The sequence below is a fragment of the Leucothrix mucor DSM 2157 genome (assembly GCF_000419525.1).
GTDB lineage: Bacteria > Pseudomonadota > Gammaproteobacteria > Thiotrichales > Thiotrichaceae > Leucothrix > Leucothrix mucor.
On record NZ_ATTE01000001.1, the window covers coordinates 4,433,968 to 4,451,553 of the forward strand.

A 17,586-nucleotide genomic window follows, 5' to 3' on the forward strand; every position below is an offset into this window, starting at 1 on the left:
CGTTACATGGTTGAGGCCAGCCACTTGGCTATGGTCTCAGCCGTTTCCTCGGGATGCTCCTGAGGAAATAAATGCCCGCCTTTTAGCTCCCGATACTCCATATTCATTTGTTTAGATAAGCGCTTTGCGCAGGGCATGCTGGCGAATTCGCTTTGCTCGCCGGTTAGGTATAAGCCGGGCATTTGCAGCGGCTTACGGTAACGCCATAAGTCATCTGGTGCGGTACGAAACAGTGACAACTCTGTTTCCAAGTCGATAGCTAAATTAACCGAGCCATCTTCATTTTCCCGCAAGCCATGAGCGATATACGCTTCAAACGAGGCTTCGGTAAAGTCTTTAAACAAGCGCTTTGGTCGTAGGTTCTCATAGGCATGTTGGCGGGATTCAAACTGAGTCCGACGCTTTTTACTGGCACCGGCTGGCGTAAAGCGATCGCTGAAATTCAAGCGTTTAGAAAGCCACCAAATACTGTTTTGCCAGCCATTGATAATCGGGGGATCTAGCAAAATTAAGTGGCTATAAATAGTTGGGCGTTTATGGGCTAACAAGTAAGACAGCAAGCCCCCCGCCGAATGCCCAATGCCAATGACTGGTTCTTGGTGGCGGCTATGAATTTCTTGTTCTAGCTCTTGCACCAAGTGCGGCCAGTTATTACTAACCGGAAACTTCGGGTTGTGGCCAACTTTTTCAATGTAGTCGAGCTGGTGTCCGTGGCTTTTTAGCGCCTCGAAAAAGGGGGCATAGCAGGGGCTTGGAAAGCCATTGGCGTGAGCAAAAAAGAAGGTACTCATAAACAGACGACCGTTTTGAAATCAGTCGTCTAGAATAGTGAGCTTGCTGCACTGCGTCAACAGCGGGAAAGCTGGTTTCATTGGCAGGATATAAGAACAAGTATTATGCCGTGGGGATCAATGCCCACCATACATTCCCATTTCCCGAATCCGCACATGGTTTACCCAAGCACCGGTACCTTTGCCTAAGCACATATTGTATTCGGTGCCATCGGCCATTTGTGCCAGTACGTTATAACCCATGCCGGGCTCGTGATTGAGGCTAACGATACGAACTTCATCCGGTTGGACTTGGGTCAGAATGATTTTTTCCTGAGAGGAGGCGTTGCCATGCTCGATAGTGATCAGCGGAATGGTTTCCGGGCGCATGTTGTGAAACTCAACAAACAGAGGTCTGCCGGGATAACTACTTTTCCAAAGGCTATGAGTAGCGAATGCTCCCACAGAAAGGGAAGCAAGGATAATAAACAGCAAGCTGCGGCGACTTAACGTCATGGGGTTTTCCCGATTTACGATGATGACAGAGAGTATGTGAGACTCTGCCATCGCAGTCTTTGCGATAGCGCAATTTATCAGGAAAATATTAGCGGGGTTGGATGAGCCTCAGACCTCAAGACTCGGAAGCAGGCATGGCAGCGTTGTCATTTACTGACGAATTTAATACGACAGCGTTGTCATTAGTTGACGACTCAAGTTTAGCCAATGTAGCGCTGTTAGCGAGTTGGTCTAGTAGCATTGCAAATAGGGCAGAACGACGTGGCTGTGCTTGCTCGGAGTAATCAAGCGTATAACCTTGTGATGAGTTGATCAGGCTTTCTTTGCTCAACGTTTCAGCAAATGCACCTTGGCTCAACATTGCGGATGCTAATACTGCAGACGAAACTAACAGGGTCTTGTTGTTCATAGTGTGACACTCACTTTTAATTGTAGGGCATGCCAGATGGGGGGATTGGCATTTTTCTTTCGAGTACCCCTGCATTATAGGGGTACTCGTCACGCTGTGTACTTCTTTCAGATAAGTGGCGGCTGGCTTACAGACTCGTGATGAGCTTTATTGCGTCCTGATGGCCTGCTGCTGCGGCCTGTTCAGCCCAGAACTTAGCACTGTGATCATTGCTTGCTTTATCTAAGAGAATTAATGATAACTGGTACTGAGCATCCGGCTGACCTTGTTTCGCAGCCCGTAAATACCAGTGCTCGGCTTTGCTTAGATCGACGCCAACTTTATCTTCATAGCCAGACTGGTACAGCTGTCCAAGTAGCAGTTGTGAGTTACGCAAGCCGGAATGTGCTGCACGGCCAATTAGGTCTAATGCTTTTGGAGTATTCGCGGCAATTTCTTCGCCCAATAAGTATTTGATGCCTAGGTTCTGCTGGGCATTGGCATTACCTAATCGGGCTGCAGACTCATACCAGCGTACGGCCAGATCCAGATTAGCAGCAGTACCGTCACCTTTTTCATGCATTAAAGCCAAATTAAACTGCGCACCAGCGACGCCTTTTTGGGCGGCCTTATTGAATAAGTTGAATGCGGTTGTTGGGTTTCGCACAACATTCTGACCCTTCAAATAGTGCATGCCGAGCATAAATTGTGCCTTGCCATGGCCTTTATCTGCAGCGCTACCCAGCCAGTAGATCGACTTATCAAGTTGTGGCGCAACATCACGCAGCGTGCTTTCCATTAGCGTGGCTAAAACATATTGCGCTTCAATATCACCTTGTTTCGCTACGACTTCCATCAACTCACGTGATTGCTGAAGATCACTAAAGGGAACGAGTTCGTTGTTTAGCATTAAAGCCAGGTTGAAATGGGCGTTGCGATGTCCATGACGGATCGCAGCCTCATAATAGGCTTTAGCCTGAGCGTAGTTTTGCTTTACGCCAAGGCCGGCTTCGTAGAGTGAGCCCATCTCAAAGGCCGCGCTCGGGTTACCGAGATCAGCCGCTTCTTTAAGTAAGCGCATACCTTCAACCAGATTATTCTGACTGATTAAGGTGTGGCCTTGTTCAAAGGATGCTGCAGCGCTTAGCGTGCTTTGAGCGGTGGATGGAGAATGGGTGTCAGCGATCAGATTAGCCGATGCACAAAAGGCTAGGCCTAATATTACTGCACGGGTAACATTCAAAACAGAAGTGGTCATGAAACAGGCCTTATGTTTATTTTTTTAATTGAAATGTGAACTAAATCTACAAGAGTTGTTGTGGGGTGTAAATTAAATCCAGACAAAGTGGCCTTTTGTCGGTTTTTTTAATCACCTTGTCTGGCAATGAATGCTGCAACCGGCCGTCCGTCATCCAGTATTTCAACTTCATCCAATAATATCTCTGCGCCGCTAAATATCTCGGCTAACTCGCCCTCTTTAAGCAAGAAATTAGGATTACGCGGCCGCCCGACAGCAGTCAGTTCACAACCCACCATAAACGTTTGATAAATAATAATGCCGCCGGGCTTTAAGACGCGCTTGATAAAAGGAAACAGTGGGCGGTGTAAATAGCGTGCCACACAAATCAAATCCACGCTGTTATCGGCAAACTCAGTTAGTGGGTCAGAGCCGGTTTCAAGGTTAAGTTGTCGCGTATCAATCTCGACCTTGCAGTATTTGGCTAGCGTGGCAACCCGCTCCAATGAGTCGGCGGATTGATCAATCCCCGTCATCTGCCAGCCTTGCGTGGCGAGGTAGGTAAGATCACGTCCAGCCCCGCAGGCAATATCCAAACCAATGCCCAGCACTATGCCACATTTCGGCACAATCTCATTTACAAAACGCTGTAATAGCGGCGCAGGCTGCCATAGTTGGCGCGATTCACAGCCGGTTTCCAGTGTGCCTTCAGCGGCTAATTGCTGCTGTAGTGCAGCGCTCCACACAGTATGGTCAGTCACGGTATGTCCTCTATCGATTAGGTAATGGGTGGCTTGCTCGATGTCATCCGGGGTGCCACATAAATGGATCGCGACATGGCGTTTAGGTAGCTCATGCATGCGCTGAAATAAGCTGTCAGCTGGAATCGAACACGCATCGGCAATGTGGCCATCGGCGTATTCTTGCTCGCTGCGACAATCAATTAATACTGCAGAATCGTGCTCAGTAATTTTAGGGTGATCTGACATGGTGGTTCCGGCAACGCAGTTAATTTATGATGATAGCCTACTTTATTTGTAACAATACTATGTGCATTTTGTTTATTGCTAAAAATAGCCATCCGGACTATCCCTTGATTATCGCAGCTAATCGCGATGAATATTTTGCACGACCAACCGAAGCACCGCATTGGTGGCCGGAAGACCCGCAGCTGTTTGCGGGTAAAGATGTGCAAGCCGGTGGCACGTGGATGGGGCATAACCGCCAACAACGTATAGCTGCAATCACTAATCTGCGCCGACCTGATTTAATGCAGGCCGGCGCCAGAAGTCGCGGTGAATTAGTGACTCGGTTTCTGGCGCTACAAACCGATACCACGGCTGAGGCAATCGAAGAGTTCAGTGAGTTTCTGATTGCCCAAAGCGAGCACTACAACCCATTTAATTTGTTGTATGGCGATGCGGAAAGGCTAATGGTGTTTAACAGTGTGAGCAGAAAACCGCAGCGGCTTAACGATGGCATTCACAGCATTAGTAATGGCATGTTAGATGAGCAATGGCCGAAGATGCAGCGCGGCGTTAATGCCTTAGGCGCTTATGTGAGAACCATGCAGACACTGGAGTCGGAGCAGTTAATGGCCTTGCTGCAGGATCAGACTTTAGCGGCGGAGAATGAGTTGCCGGATACGGGGATTCCGAAGCCTTTTGAGCAAGTCTTGTCTTCGATCTTTATCCCACCTAGCGAGCTGACGGGGGGATTGTATGGCACGCGTTCTTCTTCGGTGCTATGGCAAGGAAAGCAGCAGGATGCGCAGCTTGAAATGGTCAGTTGCAGCTATGCACCATAGGCTTTTTACCTAGCTACCGACGGCAATTATGACCTAACAGTCCTGACTCAATAGGCAAGCTTAAAGCCTTTGCACATAAGGCACTTGCTCATGATTACAGGCATAAAAAAAGGCACGGAATACACCGTGCCTCTCTTATCGTGATTAAGGTGCAATCACTTATTTAAAGCGACGAATCTCACCAGACTTCAAACGTGCGAAGTAAGATTGTGCTTCAGTTTTAACAACATCCAACAGCAAGTAACAACCGATGATGTTAGCGATCGACATAGCGAAGATAGCCGCATCAGAGAAGTCAATTACGGGGCCTAAGCCCATTGCTGAACCGATGACTACGAAGATGCAGAAAATCAGTTTGAACAGCATGTCAGAGAACTTGTTCTCACCGAACAGGTAAGTCCATGCTTTACTTCCGTAGTACGACCAAGAAATCATCGTAGAGAAAGCAAACAAGACAACGGCAATAACCAACACATACTTAAACCAAGGCATTGCACTTTCAAACGCTGCAGAAGTCAGCGCTACACCGCCCAGATTGTCAGGGTTAGTGTGCAGGCCAGTGATAACGATAACCAAAGCTGTCATAGTACAGATGATTACTGTATCGATGAATGGCTCCAGTAAACTTACCAGACCTTCAGTCATTGGCTCTTTAGTCCGTACCGCAGAGTGAGCAATGGCAGCAGAACCAACACCGGCTTCGTTCGAGAACGTTGCACGCTTAAAGCCCTGAATCATTACACCAATCACACCACCAACAACACCGGCGCCGGTGAATGCGCCATCAATGATCAAACCAAATGCCGCAGGAACCGCGCTCAGGTTCATCAGGATAACAATCAAAGCCGCACCCAGATAGATAACCGCCATACTTGGAACGATCTTCTCAGTCACTTTCGCGATTGATTTGATACCACCAATGATAACCACACCAACCAGTACTGCGAAGATTACACCAATCACCCAGCGATTCTGGCCGATCCAAGTCTCTTCACCACCCAGTACGTTAACGATTTGTAGCGCAGCCTGGTTAGACTGGAACATGTTACCGCCACCCAGTGAGCCCAAAATACAGCACACTGCGAAGAAGACTGCGAGGAACTTACCAATGCCTGGCATACCTTTAGCCGCCAAACCACGGCTCAAAGAGTACATTGGACCACCAGAGATCGTGCCATCGGCATTTTCTCTACGGTATTTAACCGCCAGCGTACATTCTACAAACTTAGACGCCATCCCCAGGAAACCTACCAGGATCATCCAGAAGGTTGCACCCGGACCACCAATAGAAATAGCCACCGCAACACCGGCGATGTTACCCAGCCCAACCGTACCAGACAGTGCAGTCGTCAGTGCCTGAAAGTGAGAAACCTCACCCGCATCATTTGGATCAGAGTACTTACCGCTCACCAATGCAATTGCGTGACCAAAGCCGCGCAGCTGAATGAAGCCGAAGTAAATAGTAAAGATAGTTGCCGCAATGGCTAACCAAGCCACGATCAATGGAAACTTAGCTTCCCCGATTGGCACAGAGTAGAAAATGAAATTAACGAAGATGTTTGTATAAGGTGCAACATTTTGTTCGATAAATGCATCAATTCCAGTCGCTTCAGCCGCTTGCGCAGTGAATGAAATTGACCACATCAAAAGAATCATTAGGCTCGATTTAAGAGCATTCATAGACTTTCTCCGAGGGGATTAAGGGACGACGGTAACCGGTACAGGACTAACCTGAACCAATGCGCCAGGAACAGTTCCGAACAAGCGATCCGTGAAGCTATCATCACCGGTACGGCCGATAATGATCTGGTTGGCTTGTTCATCTGTGGCGATCTTGCAGAGGGATTTTGCGATGTTACCGTACTGGATGATGCCCTTGGCTTGAATCCCTTGTTGGGCGAGCTTCTCGGTAACGGGGGTGATGAGGTGTTCTTCAGCACGGCTAAGCTCTTCCTGGCGACGCTTGTGGCGCTGGGCGATTTCGTCCTGACTCAGGAAAGAGTAAGGGGACCACTCAATAATGTGGGCGACGAGAATAGTTGCTTGGCTGGCCTTAGCTAGCTCAACAGCATGATCCAATGCACGTTGTGCACCTTCACTTCCGTCAACAGCTACCAGTAGTGTTTGACTCATGACTTTTCTCCTTGGTATGGGTCGGATTCAGGAAAGATGAACCCAAGTTAATATTCTAAGTAAATAGCATAAGTCTATTTTCCTTGTTTTTTTGAAATAACAGGCGAATTTCCTTTTAAAATTGCAAATTCAGTAGAATGTCGCGAACTAACGCAGAACCTGTATTTTCGTTAATGATTTGTGGCTGGCTTGTTTAGTTTCAATGCAGTGTTTCGATTAAGCTATAATACCGGCACCATTAATAAGGAAACTATCCGACATGAGTACAAAAAAAGCGTTGCATAGCCGTAGCGAGTCAAAATGTGAGCTATGTGGGGCCAGTGATGACCTGAATGTGTACAACATACCACCCACGTCTGCCGACACGGTGGATGACAGTATTTTGGCCTGTGCAACCTGCACAGGACAGATTGAAGACCCTGAGACGATCGACGTACACCACTGGCGTTGTCTGAATGACAGCATGTGGAGCCAGATTCCTGCGGTACAAGTGGTCGCATGGCGCATGCTGAAACTGTTGGGCAGCAAAGGTGAAGCATGGGCGCAGGACGCGCTAGACATGATGTATCTGGATGATGAGACCAAAGCCTGGGCCCAAGCACTTGAGCCAGTGGCTAGCGATGAAGATGCAGTAGTTCACCTTGATAGTAACGGCGCAGTACTGGCGACCGGCGACACGGTGACGCTCATCAAAGATCTGGACGTAAAAGGCACCAGCTTTGTAGCCAAGCGTGGTACAGCAGTACGTGGTATTGCTCTAGTCGATTCCAACCCTGAGCACATCGAAGGGCGTGTCAATGGCACACGTATCGTAATATTGACGAAGTTTGTCAAAAAAGCAGTATAATTTTTGTTTGCCTAAAATCCCCGAGGAAGTATTCATGAAAGTGCTAATACCAGCCATCGCGCTGTTCATTTCGTCCCTTTCAATCTCCGCTCAAGCCACTGAATACTTCCTCGGGGTTGTACCGCAGCAAAGCCCGGTAACCTTGTTTAAAGCGTGGAAGCCAGTCACTGACTACCTAAGCGAGACAACAGGTCTGAAAGTTGGCCTAAAGACAGAGAAATCGATCGCTGAATTTGAAAAAGTGCTATACGACGGCGGTTACGATATTTCCTATATGAACCCCTTTCACTACACCTTGGCCAATGAGCGCCAGAACTACCAAGCGGTGGCGCGGGCAAAAAAAACCTTAAAAGGCATTATGGTGATGCAAAAGGGTGGCGACTTTAAGGCGTTGGTGACCGACCCGAAAACAATGTTCCTGTTTCCATCTCCCAACGCATTTGCCGCGACCTTAATTGTAAAATACGAACTACTCACCGAGTTTGGCGTTGACCTCAATAAAAGTAAAAACTTCAAATACGTCAACTCGCACGACTCGGTTTATAAGGGTGTAGCACGAGGCATTGGTCAGCTTGGTGGTGGTATCCAACGGACTTTCAATAACTTTTCCAGTGCGCGTGATAAGGATAAGTTAGTTGAGGTTTACGAGACCAAAGCCTACCCCAGTCACCCCTTTGCCGTTAAATCGACCATGCCAGAAGCGGATCGCGAAAAACTGGTTGCGGCCTTATTCGCCATGCCTGCTGAGCTGAGTGAGCGCCTGAGTATGAAGGAAATCATCGCAACCGACGATGCGGAGTTTGATGTAATTCGTGAATTAGCGAGTAAATTAGACACAGTCAACAGGGACTGATTGCATGTCTTTTCGCTATAAATTCGTACTGGCCTTTATTCTGATAGAAGCGTTTTTCATTCTGTTGATGGTGGTGTTTAACACGCACTCCTTGAAGACGACCTCTGAAACGTTGGTGATGCAGAAAATTGATGCGGCCAGCGAAATCTTTATCGAAATTGTTAAAAATCCAATACTGGTCAATGATCTGGCGACATTGGATGATGCCTCCTCCAACTTCACCGCGATTAGCAATATTGCCGAAGTGCATGTGATTGGCAGTGGTGGTGAGCTGTTATCAGAGAGCTATAACGAGTCACCGATTTTAAGCGGGAAGGACATTCGCGCTGCCTTTGAAGCGCAAATGGAAGGCCCTAAGTTTATCTCGGGCGCTGAGTTTGAAGCAGGTGGTCGGCAATTTTATGGCTACAGCAAAGCGATTACGATTGATGACGAAACGATTGGCGAAATCCGCTTTATTTATGATGTGTCGGATAGCATTCAGACGCTGAATGAAAACACCGGCTTTACCTATGTATTGGCAGTGTTCGCGTTGCTTATCAGCACTGCGATTGCGATTATGCTCGGTTTCAGAATTACCCGACAGCTTAAATCACTGACTCATACTGCCAATGAAATAGCCAATGACAACCCCGTGGTCGTACCCGATTACAAGCGCAATGGCGATGAGATTGACGAGCTCTACAGCGCCATGAAAACCATGCAGCGCAATATCGTCGAGCGTACCCAAGAAATGACCGCTGCGCGCAGTCGGGCGCAAGTGGCGAGTAAGGCAAAGTCTGAGTTTCTAGCAGTCATGAGCCATGAAATTCGCACGCCGTTAAATGGCATGATTGGCTCGTTAAACTTGATGGATAAAAAGAAGCTGACGCCGGAAGACTCCGAGCATTTGGCGACCGTGCGACAATCCTCTGCGCTACTAGTGACCATCATTAACGATATTCTGGATTACTCCAAAATCGAAGCAGGCAAGTTTTCGCTGGATCAGCATGTGATTGATCTGGAGCAATTGGCCACCGAAGTAGGGCAGTTTTATCAGCCGATTATGGCAGAGAAAGGTCTGCTGATGGATGTTCAACTGAACAATATTAGCAATCGTTATGTGAAAGGTGATGCGATTCGTATTAAGCAAATCCTCAATAACTACCTGAATAATGCACTGAAATTTACCTCGCAAGGCTATATCCATTTGCAGCTGGAGCAGACCGGCGAGAGTGACTACATTTTCCGGGTGATCGATACTGGCATCGGCATTAACCCCAGCGATATTCAAAACCTGTTTAAAGACTTCTCGCAAGTCAACACAGGTGCGACCCGTAGCTTCGGTGGTACCGGATTGGGCTTAGCCATTTCCAAGCGTTTGGCTGTGATAATGGGCGGTAATGTGGGCGTTGAGAGCGAGTTTGGCAAAGGCTCCTGTTTTTGGGCAAGCTTAAAACTAGAGCCAGAAACGCAGGCTGCGCATAAACTACAGAACCAGTCACAGGAAACCAACGATGAAAATGTGCTGGAAGGCGTAACCGCTAAAGTGCTGTTGGTTGAGGATAATAAAGTCAATCAGATGGTGGCGCGTAAGTTGCTGGAAAAGCGCAACTGTATCGTAACGATTGCCAATAACGGCGTGGAAGCGCTGGATGCTTTGCAGGTGGATGAGTTCGATATTGTACTAATGGATTGCCAAATGCCGATTATGGATGGCTTTGAAGCCACTCGCCAAATACGCGCCTCGGGCAATCCTGTTCCGGTGATTGCGTTGACAGCCAATGCGCAAACCTCCGACCGCGACGCCTGTCTGGAAGCCGGTATGAATGACTTCCTGAGCAAGCCATTTGACCCGCGCGTGCTGTATCAGATTATCAGCCGATACAGCAAGAAAGACTAAACTTGCTGGCTGTTAGCGCGTTTTACGCACCAGTCCTTCAATCGCCAGCACATAGCCATCCACCCCAAAACCCACCACAATACCCGCAGCTGCCGGTGAAATATAAGAGTGATGACGAAATGCCTCGCGCGCATGCACATTGGAAATATGCACTTCAATCACCGGCACTTCAGCGCCTTTAATGGCATCGTGTAATGCGACTGAGGTGTGTGTATATGCACCGGCATTGAACACCACACCCAGTACCTCACCCGCTGCCACACCGCGACCGGCTTCGTGAATCGCATCAATCAATACGCCTTCGTGATTGCTTTGCAGGCAGTTGATCTCCACACCCAGCCGCTTGCCGGCTTCCATGCAGAGCGCTTCCACATCAGCCAGCGTATTGTGGCCGTATTGCGCCGGCTCGCGTTGGCCCAGTAAGTTGAGATTAGGGCCGTTTAATATCAAAATTGAGGGCATGGCTGATTCCTTAGGAAGTGGTAAGTCGATGCCGAATAATAGCAGGACGGCCCGCTAACTACATAGAATGGAAGCCGATAAGATTGCCTTCGGTGTCATTCACCAAAACAATGGAACCGAACTCACCGATAGCCATTTTTTCTTTAAAAATACTGCCGCCATTTGCCACTGCGCGCTCAGCCACTTCGCCACACTCTTCCGTTTGAAAGTAAACAATGGTGCCTACACCATTTTTAAGTGGGGGAATGCCTTCCATTTTGACCAGTGCGCCGGACGCGCCGTGATCGTCGATATTCGATGGAAAGGCCCACATTTCAATTGGGTTATCGGTGTCGGTTGGGTCAGCCAGGGAGCTAAGCTCTACCTGTAATACGGTTTCGTAAAAGGTTTTGGCACGGGGCATATCCTGTACGTAGATTTCAAACCAGACGATTGGGTTTTGCATGATTGTTTCCTCTTGTTATCCAGCACCAGCATGTCGCTAGTGTCGGTTGTTTTTGGCATATTTATTCAAAAATCCTGCGACCTCTGCCACTGTTCGGGTAACGGGCTCTGTAACCACCTCCGCAATCACAAACACACAATCCCCCATTTTAATCAACGAGGGCACATGCCGCGTAAGAATCACCCCATCACGCGGTGCAAAATACTCAAATGGTTTTTCCCCAGTGCGCTCAGTGCTATGCACCCGGGCCAGTAGGTCACCTTTTTTCACGTGATCGCCTAAATTCACAAATGGATCGACCAAGCCGTTATGCTGAGCCAATAGATACGACTCTCCTGCATTCATATCCAGCTCGATACTGCCGTCAGGACTTTCAATGGACTCGCCATTTAGAATGCCAGCATGAATCAAAAAATTATCCACGCCGCGTTTGGCGATCGCAATAGAATTTGGGCTGGTGGTGCCGGAGCCGCCCAGCTCAGTCGAAACAAACACCTTGCCCATGCTTTCCACTTGGTGGTCATACATGCCGCCGGTATCTTCTACCAGCTTGATAAAATAGGGCGCTGAAAAAGCCCGAGCCGCTGCCGCACAGCGAGCTTCCTGTTCCCTATCGGGTAAGGAGTGATAAGCCGCAAATGGCAGGAAGTCGAGGGTTTTACCACCGGAATGAATGTCTAATACATAGTCCGCTATAGGCAGCAGGGTATTGCTAAAGTAGTCCGCAATTTGCTGAGTCACACTGCCATCGGCGCGGCCGGGGAAAATGCGATTCATATTTAAATTATCAATTGGCGATACCCGCGTAGCACTTAAAAAGGCGGGATAATTCATTGCCGGAATCACAATCACACGCCCATTAAACTGCTCAATATCTTGTCGCAGTGCAAAGTTATACAGCGCCACCGGCCCTTCGTATTCATCGCCGTGATTGGCGCCGGTAATTAGCGCAGTGGGGCCATTACCCCGTTTAAACTGCACAATGGGAATCATAATCGCGCCCCAGGCCGAGTCATTGCGCGAGTAGGGGAGTTTTAAAAAGCCGTGTTGAATGCCATCTTGTTCAAAGTCGATGCTGGCGGAGATGGGGTTCTTGCGCATAGGCTTCCTTATTTAACGAGCAGTTTACGGGGGACATTTGAGAGGCATTCGCCGCCTTGTGGGGTAATGGTCAGGCTTTCGGTCATTTCAAAGCCCCAGTCTTCAAACCAGATGCCCGGCATAAAGTGGAAGCACATGCCTTCCTGCAATACGGTGGTGTCGTGGTTGCGCCAGCTCATGGTGCGCTCGCCCCAGTCCGGCGGGTAGCTCATGCCAATGGAATAGCCGCAGCGGTTGTCTTTTTCATAGCCATATTTGCGCAGCAGGTCGAAGAAGGTTTTGGCCACTTCGCCGCAGGTATTGCCGGGTTTGCACTGCTCTAGTGTGACTTCGATACCTTCGAGAATCACTTTTTCAATGTCGCGGTATTTGGCTGGCGGCTCGCCAAAATACAAGGTGCGCGACACAGGGCAATGATAGCGGGCGTGGGCACCAGCCAGTTCTAAAAACATGCCATCGTTGCTGTCCAGTCGTGAGCCATCCCAAGTCATATGGCAGGCGGAGGCTTCATCGCCCATGCCCATGAGTGGGACAATGGCGGTGTAGTCGCCGTAGAATTCAGGTGTGCCAGTGGTGCCAGCGTGCAGAATTTCCGCGGCTAATTCGTTTTTGCGCATGCCGGGTTTGGCGACGTCCATAATCCGCTGGTAAACACTTTCGATAACTTTACCTGCACCGCGCATATAGGCAATTTCTTGTTCGGATTTAATGGCGCGTTGCCAGTTAACTAGTACGGTGGCATCGCTAAAAGTGGCATCAGGCAGCGTGCGGTAAAGTGATTCCAAAGCGCGACCTGAGAAGTAGTAATTATCTTTTTCTAAGCCGATGGTGCCGTTGTGTAGTTTGCGCTGTTTGAGGATATCAGCGAGGTATTCCATGGGGTGAATATCGGGGGATTGCACATAGTCATCGGGGTAGGAAACGACGTCAGCATGGGGCAGGTCGGTGGTTAAGTAGGCGGTGGCGGCATCAATGCCTCGACCATACCAAAACAGTTCGCCTTGCGAGCCGATCACCACACATTGGTGCACATAAAACGACCAGCCATCAAAGCCGGTGAGCCAGCACATATTCGATGGGTCGGAAACGATCAGCAGATCCAGACCTTTGGCGAGCATGGCTTCACGGGTACCTTGCTGGCGGGCGGCATACTCAGTTGCGGAAAAGCGGCGACGGCTTTCTTTCATGGCAATGCTCCTGATAGTGGAATATTGAGAATTACACGCTTTTTAAAGTGGCTGCAAGTGAAACTCAGAGGTACTCATTAAAAATCCCTCTCAATGTGATCGGTCGCCAGCGGATGGGTTTGACGCAGTGGCAAGCGCACCGATAAGGTAGAGTGAACGGCTTACCAACTTCAATTGAATACTGCGGGCAATGACTCCATGACCTCTCTGGCAATCCTCCTGATCGGCTTTTCCCTGTTTAGCGCTTTGATATTAGCGGTGACTCACTTCGGTGCTGGCCAGTATCAGGATCAGCCGCTTTCAAAGTGCATGGGATTACTGTTACTGCTGGCGCTGAGTGGTTTGCAGCTTGCGCATTTTTTCTGGCTGTATTTCGATCAGCAATGGGTGGCTAGTCTGCCGTATCGCATGGTGTTGTTTATGATTGCGCCGGCCTTTTTCTTGTTTAGCCAGCCTTTGCTGAGGCCGCGTGCTGATTCGGGGTTGCGTTATGCACAGCTTGGGCATTTTGTGCCGATGTTGATTGCTGCCTTTTTACCATCCAAGCTAGCGTTACCATTAGCCTTTATTGTGGGTGCGGGCTACTTATTATGGCTGGCGCAGAGCCTTTGGAGTTTGCGGACAGAGCGCTCGGGGTTTCGTCTGGAAATGGGGTTGCTGGGTACGGTATTTGCGATTGCGCTTGGGGTGTCAGTGCTGGGTCTGGCGCAGGCGAGTTTGCCGGATAAGTTATTCTTCAGTCTCTACGCCAGCGCCATCGGGCTAGCCTTTTTGCTGGTGCAAATTGCGCTAAATGTGCGTCCACAGCTATCGGCTGAAGTGCAGGAAACCGCATTGGCTAGTGCGGCGTATACCAGCTCTACATTGGCCAATGTGGATAGCGATGCGGTGCTAAATCGCTTAACGGTTTTGATGCAAACCGAGAAGTTGTACATAGAGCCAGACCTAACTTTGCCACTACTAGCTGAGCGACTTGAGCTACGTCCGCATCAGTTATCCGAGTTAATCAACACCCAGCTGGGCAAGGGATTTTCTCGCTATTTACGTGAGCAACGGGTCGCTGCAGCGGCCGTTATGCTATGCGCTGAGCCATCCGCTTCAGTGTTGTCGGTTGGGATGAGTGTAGGCTTTAGCTCGCAATCCAATTTCTATCAGGCATTTCGTGAAATCGAAGGCATGACGCCGGGTCAATACCGCAAACTTCATTCCTAAATGATCTTTCTGGAGTGTTTAATTGCTCCTGTTTGATCAAAGCGGAAGTCTGCACTTCGGCGCGTATTCAAACTCAAGGCTCACTTTCCCCATAAGGAGCCTGATATGAATATCTTGTTGACCGGAGCCAGTGGCTTTCTCGGTCGCAATCTTGCCACTGCGTTACTCGTGGCTGGTCATCAAGTAACCCCCATTTCTCGTACGCACGGGATTGATTTTAAACAACAGCTCTCAGCTGCAAGCTGGCTGCCATTGTTAGAAGAAGTCGATGCTGTCATTAATTGTGTCGGGATTATTGGCGAACGTGGCATGCAGCGATTTCAAACCCTGCACAGCGATGCACCCATTGCCTTATTTCAAGCCTGTGCCATGGCGGGCGTAAATCGCGTCATACAGATTTCAGCGTTAGGGGCGGATGAAGCCGCATTCTCCCGCTATCACCTTAGCAAGTTGGCCGCCGATAATGCTCTGCGCCGCCTTGATCTGGATTGGTTTGTGTTAAGACCTGCGATTGTTATCGGGCAGGGTGGGGCGAGTACGCAGTGGCTTAGGCGTATGGCTGCTTTACCCGTTATTCCGGTGATCGGCGAAGGGCAGCAACGTTTGCAATTGGTCCTGCTGCAAGAGGTAGTTGCCACGGTATTAACGTGTTTGAACGCCAGCATAGCCAAACAAACGCTGGATGTCGTGGGGCCTGAAACCCTGATTGTTGCCGAATGCTTGCAAGCTATGCGCTGTGCCCAAGGGCTGGGTCGCGGCAAGCTCTGGCACTGTCCGCCAACATTAGCGATGAGCTTGGCAAGGATTGGGCGCTTTACTAGTCCGATGCTCTCGCCGGAGAATCTGCGCATGTTGCAGGCTGGATACCACGCTGATCATCGACCTCTGGAGCAATTTCTGGGTCGTGAATTACAGGCGGTCAGCTCGCAGCTAAACGAGCCCAGTTTGGCACTGCAGGAGAATCTCTCATGACTTATATGACATTAAAAACATTGCATATTCTCAGTATGGTGCTGTTATTCGGTACGGGCCTTGGCAGTGCGTTTTACAAATGGATGGCCGATCGTAGTGGAAATGTGCAGCACATCGCCGTGACTAATAAACACGTCGTGTTGGCCGATTGGCTGTTCACGACTCCTACTGTGATTTTCCAACCAATCAGCGGTTTATGGATGGTGTATTTAGCTGGTTTATCGTTAACAACGCCATGGATATGGATCAGTTTAACGCTGTATATGTTGGCAGGTGCGTGCTGGTTGCCAGTGGTGTATTTGCAGATTCGAATGCGACAGCTTTCAACGCTTGCGGCGAAACAAAACACCGCATTGCCTGAGGCATATTGGCGCATGGCGCGTTGGTGGTTTTGCTTGGGCGTGCCGGCCTTTATTGCCATGGTGTTAGTCGTTGTGCTTATGGTGTTTAAACACATTCCGGGAGCCGCTTTCTGATGAAGCATCCAATGAAAAGCTTGATGCAGCAAGCGCTGGGAAGTGATTGGGATACATTGCCATCAGCGTTAAAGGCGCATTACCGCGCTGGGCCGATGCGCGAAACGGGGCTGATGGATATTGAATATCCCCGATTCATGCAACCGGTATTGAGTGTGCTGCGATGTTATGGGGCTTTGCTAAATCGTCGAGGTAAACAGCTGCCAACGGTCGTGGAAAAGCACGTGGTCGGTGAATGCCAAAACTGGCTGCGTACAATTCACTTTCCAGATGGTCGACAGATTCGGTTTAAAAGCTTTTTGATAGCCGGTGGTGGTAATCAACTAATTGAATTTGTGAATCTGCTATTGGGTTTGAAAATGTCGGTGCGAGTGGAAGGTGATCGGCTGCATTATGATGGCATTTGTTTTGTGCTGAAGCTTGGCAATATCATGTTGTCGATACCAGAATGGTTAGCGCTGGGACATACTACGATCGTTGAGGAAGCCGTGGATGAGTCGCAGTTTCGGATGGATTTCAGGCTGACGCATCCGCTGTTCGGGCAGGTATTTCGTTACGCTGGCACCTTCGATACGCGGGAGAGTGCAGTTTGAGCGCTATTAATGTAGCGGCTGAGGAATATCGTATCCTCAGTCGCCATCGCTAGGATGAACCACTGGCTCATCGTATTTAATTCAGGCGTGACGCTTATTTCTTATGATAGTCGAAATGCTCGTCGTAGCGTGCAATGTAGTCTTTGTCTGCCAGTGGCAAGTGACAGCTACGGCATGCTGCAAAGTCTTTAGTAGCTGGTGTTTTACCATCGGCCAGATAGGCCGAATAAATCCAATCGCCATTATCGATGGTTCCGGCAGGCTGCTTGCTACCCCAGCCTTTGCCTTTTTCCATAATGAATATTTTCGAGAGTTTGCCTTTGACTAAATTGCCTTTAGCATCCATGCGAGGTTTACCGTCAGCTGGCTTCTGAGCCTCGTAAAGCTCCATCACTGAAATGGTGCCTGAAGGGAAATCATCGCCACGCTTCGACATCATACCAGCCTGATTAATATACAGCTCGCGCACCTGAGGTACGGATACTTTATCAACCGTGGCGACAAATTTGGGCCAGTTTTTATAGTCAGAAGGCGTTGCCGTGCTGCCATCAACCATGGCTTGTTTGGCCATCTCGCCATTATTCATATAGCCGGTCTTGGCGTCTTCCGAGCCGCTATAGGAGCAGGCGGCGATTCCTGCGCTGAGAATTAAAACACCGGTGGTTGCGATACTAGCCTTCAGTCTTTTGTGCTGCTTATTCATAA

At 49.2% G+C, this 17,586-nt stretch carries 20 protein-coding genes; 8 read left to right on the plus strand and 12 right to left on the minus strand.

Features of this window, described 5'->3' with window-relative positions; all coding sequences use genetic code 11:
• Positions 1-2 precede the first annotated feature (2 nt).
• From LEUMU_RS27045 to LEUMU_RS27055, 5 genes are all read right to left on the minus strand, one after another.
• A complete protein-coding gene (locus LEUMU_RS27045) occupies positions 3-791 on the minus strand; it encodes an alpha/beta fold hydrolase (RefSeq protein ID WP_022954117.1) in 789 nt (262 codons plus the stop codon).
• Between the two features lie 117 nt (positions 792-908).
• Positions 909-1,286, minus strand: a complete 378-nt coding sequence (locus LEUMU_RS27050; RefSeq protein ID WP_026744980.1) for a hypothetical protein — start codon at positions 1,284-1,286, stop codon at positions 909-911.
• 115 nt (positions 1,287-1,401) lie between these two features.
• On the minus strand, positions 1,402-1,695 hold the full coding sequence (locus LEUMU_RS0120195; protein ID WP_022954119.1) for a hypothetical protein: 294 nt from the start codon (positions 1,693-1,695) through the stop codon (positions 1,402-1,404).
• A gap of 127 nt (positions 1,696-1,822) precedes the next feature.
• Positions 1,823-2,932 carry an SEL1-like repeat protein gene (locus LEUMU_RS0120200; RefSeq protein ID WP_022954120.1) on the minus strand — a complete coding sequence of 370 codons (1,110 nt, stop codon included), beginning with the start codon at positions 2,930-2,932 and terminating at the stop codon, positions 1,823-1,825.
• A 107-nt stretch (positions 2,933-3,039) separates the two neighbouring features.
• Positions 3,040-3,900 (minus strand): methyltransferase domain-containing protein, encoded by an 861-nt coding sequence (locus LEUMU_RS27055; RefSeq protein ID WP_022954121.1) that lies wholly within the window; start codon positions 3,898-3,900, stop codon positions 3,040-3,042.
• Positions 3,901-3,926: 26 nt separating this feature from the next.
• Here LEUMU_RS27055 and LEUMU_RS27060 point away from each other — a divergent pair, with 26 nt between their 5' ends.
• The gene (locus tag LEUMU_RS27060) at positions 3,927-4,718 is read left to right on the plus strand and encodes an NRDE family protein (protein ID WP_022954122.1); all 792 of its coding nucleotides are present in this window, start codon (positions 3,927-3,929) and stop codon (positions 4,716-4,718) included.
• A 159-nt stretch (positions 4,719-4,877) separates the two neighbouring features.
• Here LEUMU_RS27060 and LEUMU_RS0120215 read toward each other — a convergent pair whose 3' ends face one another.
• Together LEUMU_RS0120215 and LEUMU_RS0120220 are read right to left on the minus strand one after the other, a co-directional pair.
• On the minus strand, positions 4,878-6,398 hold the full coding sequence (locus LEUMU_RS0120215) for an alanine/glycine:cation symporter family protein (RefSeq protein WP_022954123.1): 1,521 nt from the start codon (positions 6,396-6,398) through the stop codon (positions 4,878-4,880).
• An 18-nt stretch (positions 6,399-6,416) separates the two neighbouring features.
• The gene (locus LEUMU_RS0120220; RefSeq protein ID WP_022954124.1) at positions 6,417-6,851 is read right to left on the minus strand and encodes a universal stress protein; all 435 of its coding nucleotides are present in this window, start codon (positions 6,849-6,851) and stop codon (positions 6,417-6,419) included.
• A gap of 259 nt (positions 6,852-7,110) precedes the next feature.
• Between LEUMU_RS0120220 and LEUMU_RS0120225 the strand changes: the two genes are divergently transcribed.
• Genes LEUMU_RS0120225 through LEUMU_RS27065 form a run of 3 tightly spaced genes read left to right on the plus strand, consistent with a single transcriptional unit; the run spans position 7,111 to position 10,433 of the window.
• A complete protein-coding gene (locus tag LEUMU_RS0120225) occupies positions 7,111-7,698 on the plus strand; it encodes a PhnA domain-containing protein (protein ID WP_022954125.1) in 588 nt (195 codons plus the stop codon).
• Between the two features lie 34 nt (positions 7,699-7,732).
• The gene (locus LEUMU_RS0120230) at positions 7,733-8,551 is read left to right on the plus strand and encodes a phosphate/phosphite/phosphonate ABC transporter substrate-binding protein (protein WP_022954126.1); all 819 of its coding nucleotides are present in this window, start codon (positions 7,733-7,735) and stop codon (positions 8,549-8,551) included.
• Positions 8,552-8,555: 4 nt separating this feature from the next.
• Complete coding sequence (locus LEUMU_RS27065) at positions 8,556-10,433, plus strand: response regulator (RefSeq protein WP_022954127.1); 1,878 nt, start codon at positions 8,556-8,558, stop codon at positions 10,431-10,433.
• A gap of 12 nt (positions 10,434-10,445) precedes the next feature.
• Here the strand turns inward: LEUMU_RS27065 and aroQ are convergent, their stop codons facing one another.
• The 4 genes from aroQ to LEUMU_RS0120255 are packed head-to-tail and all read right to left on the minus strand — an operon-like array spanning position 10,446 to position 13,628.
• Positions 10,446-10,895 carry a type II 3-dehydroquinate dehydratase gene (aroQ, locus tag LEUMU_RS0120240; RefSeq protein WP_022954128.1) on the minus strand — a complete coding sequence of 150 codons (450 nt, stop codon included), beginning with the start codon at positions 10,893-10,895 and terminating at the stop codon, positions 10,446-10,448.
• 58 nt (positions 10,896-10,953) lie between these two features.
• Positions 10,954-11,340 carry a VOC family protein gene (locus tag LEUMU_RS0120245; RefSeq protein WP_022954129.1) on the minus strand — a complete coding sequence of 129 codons (387 nt, stop codon included), beginning with the start codon at positions 11,338-11,340 and terminating at the stop codon, positions 10,954-10,956.
• A 36-nt stretch (positions 11,341-11,376) separates the two neighbouring features.
• Positions 11,377-12,441 carry a N(2)-acetyl-L-2,4-diaminobutanoate deacetylase DoeB gene (gene doeB, locus LEUMU_RS27070; RefSeq protein WP_022954130.1) on the minus strand — a complete coding sequence of 355 codons (1,065 nt, stop codon included), beginning with the start codon at positions 12,439-12,441 and terminating at the stop codon, positions 11,377-11,379.
• A gap of 8 nt (positions 12,442-12,449) precedes the next feature.
• Positions 12,450-13,628 carry a M24 family metallopeptidase gene (locus tag LEUMU_RS0120255; RefSeq protein WP_022954131.1) on the minus strand — a complete coding sequence of 393 codons (1,179 nt, stop codon included), beginning with the start codon at positions 13,626-13,628 and terminating at the stop codon, positions 12,450-12,452.
• 198 nt (positions 13,629-13,826) lie between these two features.
• On the opposite strand from LEUMU_RS0120255, the gene LEUMU_RS0120260 reads away from it, so the two are divergent.
• The 4 genes from LEUMU_RS0120260 to LEUMU_RS0120275 all read left to right on the plus strand — a co-directional run bounded on the left by LEUMU_RS0120260 (position 13,827) and on the right by LEUMU_RS0120275 (position 16,881).
• The gene (locus LEUMU_RS0120260; protein WP_022954132.1) at positions 13,827-14,840 is read left to right on the plus strand and encodes a helix-turn-helix transcriptional regulator; all 1,014 of its coding nucleotides are present in this window, start codon (positions 13,827-13,829) and stop codon (positions 14,838-14,840) included.
• A 105-nt stretch (positions 14,841-14,945) separates the two neighbouring features.
• The gene (locus LEUMU_RS27075) at positions 14,946-15,812 is read left to right on the plus strand and encodes an NAD-dependent epimerase/dehydratase family protein (protein WP_022954133.1); all 867 of its coding nucleotides are present in this window, start codon (positions 14,946-14,948) and stop codon (positions 15,810-15,812) included.
• Positions 15,809-16,288, plus strand: a complete 480-nt coding sequence (locus tag LEUMU_RS0120270; protein ID WP_022954134.1) for a DUF2269 family protein — start codon at positions 15,809-15,811, stop codon at positions 16,286-16,288. Before LEUMU_RS27075 ends, LEUMU_RS0120270 begins: the two co-directional genes overlap by 4 nt.
• Entirely contained in the window at positions 16,288-16,881 is a 594-nt protein-coding gene (locus LEUMU_RS0120275) for a DUF4166 domain-containing protein (protein ID WP_022954135.1), read from the plus strand. The genes LEUMU_RS0120270 and LEUMU_RS0120275 overlap by 1 nt, the downstream gene beginning before the upstream one ends.
• 94 nt (positions 16,882-16,975) lie before the next feature.
• On the opposite strand, the gene LEUMU_RS27080 is transcribed toward LEUMU_RS0120275, so the two are convergent.
• Positions 16,976-17,584, minus strand: coding sequence for a cytochrome P460 family protein (locus tag LEUMU_RS27080; RefSeq protein ID WP_051156077.1), 609 nt, complete (start codon positions 17,582-17,584; stop codon positions 16,976-16,978).
• Positions 17,585-17,586 lie beyond the last annotated feature (2 nt).

Excerpts from the sequence above, each read along its gene's own strand:
- LEUMU_RS27050 (WP_026744980.1), bottom strand. The coding sequence starts at position 1,286 with ATGACGTTAAGTCGCCGCAGCTTGCTGTTTATTATCCTTGCTTCCCTT.
- LEUMU_RS27080 (WP_051156077.1), bottom strand. The coding sequence starts at position 17,584 with ATGAATAAGCAGCACAAAAGACTGAAGGCTAGTATCGCAACCACCGGT.
- LEUMU_RS27055 (WP_022954121.1), bottom strand. The coding sequence starts at position 3,900 with ATGTCAGATCACCCTAAAATTACTGAGCACGATTCTGCAGTATTAATT.
- doeB (WP_022954130.1), bottom strand. The coding sequence starts at position 12,441 with ATGCGCAAGAACCCCATCTCCGCCAGCATCGACTTTGAACAAGATGGC.
- LEUMU_RS0120255 (WP_022954131.1), bottom strand. The coding sequence starts at position 13,628 with ATGAAAGAAAGCCGTCGCCGCTTTTCCGCAACTGAGTATGCCGCCCGC.
- LEUMU_RS0120230 (WP_022954126.1), top strand. The coding sequence starts at position 7,733 with ATGAAAGTGCTAATACCAGCCATCGCGCTGTTCATTTCGTCCCTTTCA.
- aroQ (WP_022954128.1), bottom strand. The coding sequence starts at position 10,895 with ATGCCCTCAATTTTGATATTAAACGGCCCTAATCTCAACTTACTGGGC.
- LEUMU_RS0120215 (WP_022954123.1), bottom strand. The coding sequence starts at position 6,398 with ATGAATGCTCTTAAATCGAGCCTAATGATTCTTTTGATGTGGTCAATT.
- LEUMU_RS0120275 (WP_022954135.1), top strand. The coding sequence starts at position 16,288 with ATGAAGCATCCAATGAAAAGCTTGATGCAGCAAGCGCTGGGAAGTGAT.
- LEUMU_RS27060 (WP_022954122.1), top strand. The coding sequence starts at position 3,927 with ATGATGATAGCCTACTTTATTTGTAACAATACTATGTGCATTTTGTTT.
- LEUMU_RS0120225 (WP_022954125.1), top strand. The coding sequence starts at position 7,111 with ATGAGTACAAAAAAAGCGTTGCATAGCCGTAGCGAGTCAAAATGTGAG.
- LEUMU_RS0120200 (WP_022954120.1), bottom strand. The coding sequence starts at position 2,932 with ATGACCACTTCTGTTTTGAATGTTACCCGTGCAGTAATATTAGGCCTA.
- LEUMU_RS27045 (WP_022954117.1), bottom strand. The coding sequence starts at position 791 with ATGAGTACCTTCTTTTTTGCTCACGCCAATGGCTTTCCAAGCCCCTGC.
- LEUMU_RS0120245 (WP_022954129.1), bottom strand. The coding sequence starts at position 11,340 with ATGCAAAACCCAATCGTCTGGTTTGAAATCTACGTACAGGATATGCCC.
- LEUMU_RS0120220 (WP_022954124.1), bottom strand. The coding sequence starts at position 6,851 with ATGAGTCAAACACTACTGGTAGCTGTTGACGGAAGTGAAGGTGCACAA.
- LEUMU_RS0120260 (WP_022954132.1), top strand. The coding sequence starts at position 13,827 with ATGACCTCTCTGGCAATCCTCCTGATCGGCTTTTCCCTGTTTAGCGCT.
- LEUMU_RS0120270 (WP_022954134.1), top strand. The coding sequence starts at position 15,809 with ATGACTTATATGACATTAAAAACATTGCATATTCTCAGTATGGTGCTG.
- LEUMU_RS27065 (WP_022954127.1), top strand. The coding sequence starts at position 8,556 with ATGTCTTTTCGCTATAAATTCGTACTGGCCTTTATTCTGATAGAAGCG.
- LEUMU_RS27075 (WP_022954133.1), top strand. The coding sequence starts at position 14,946 with ATGAATATCTTGTTGACCGGAGCCAGTGGCTTTCTCGGTCGCAATCTT.
- LEUMU_RS0120195 (WP_022954119.1), bottom strand. The coding sequence starts at position 1,695 with ATGAACAACAAGACCCTGTTAGTTTCGTCTGCAGTATTAGCATCCGCA.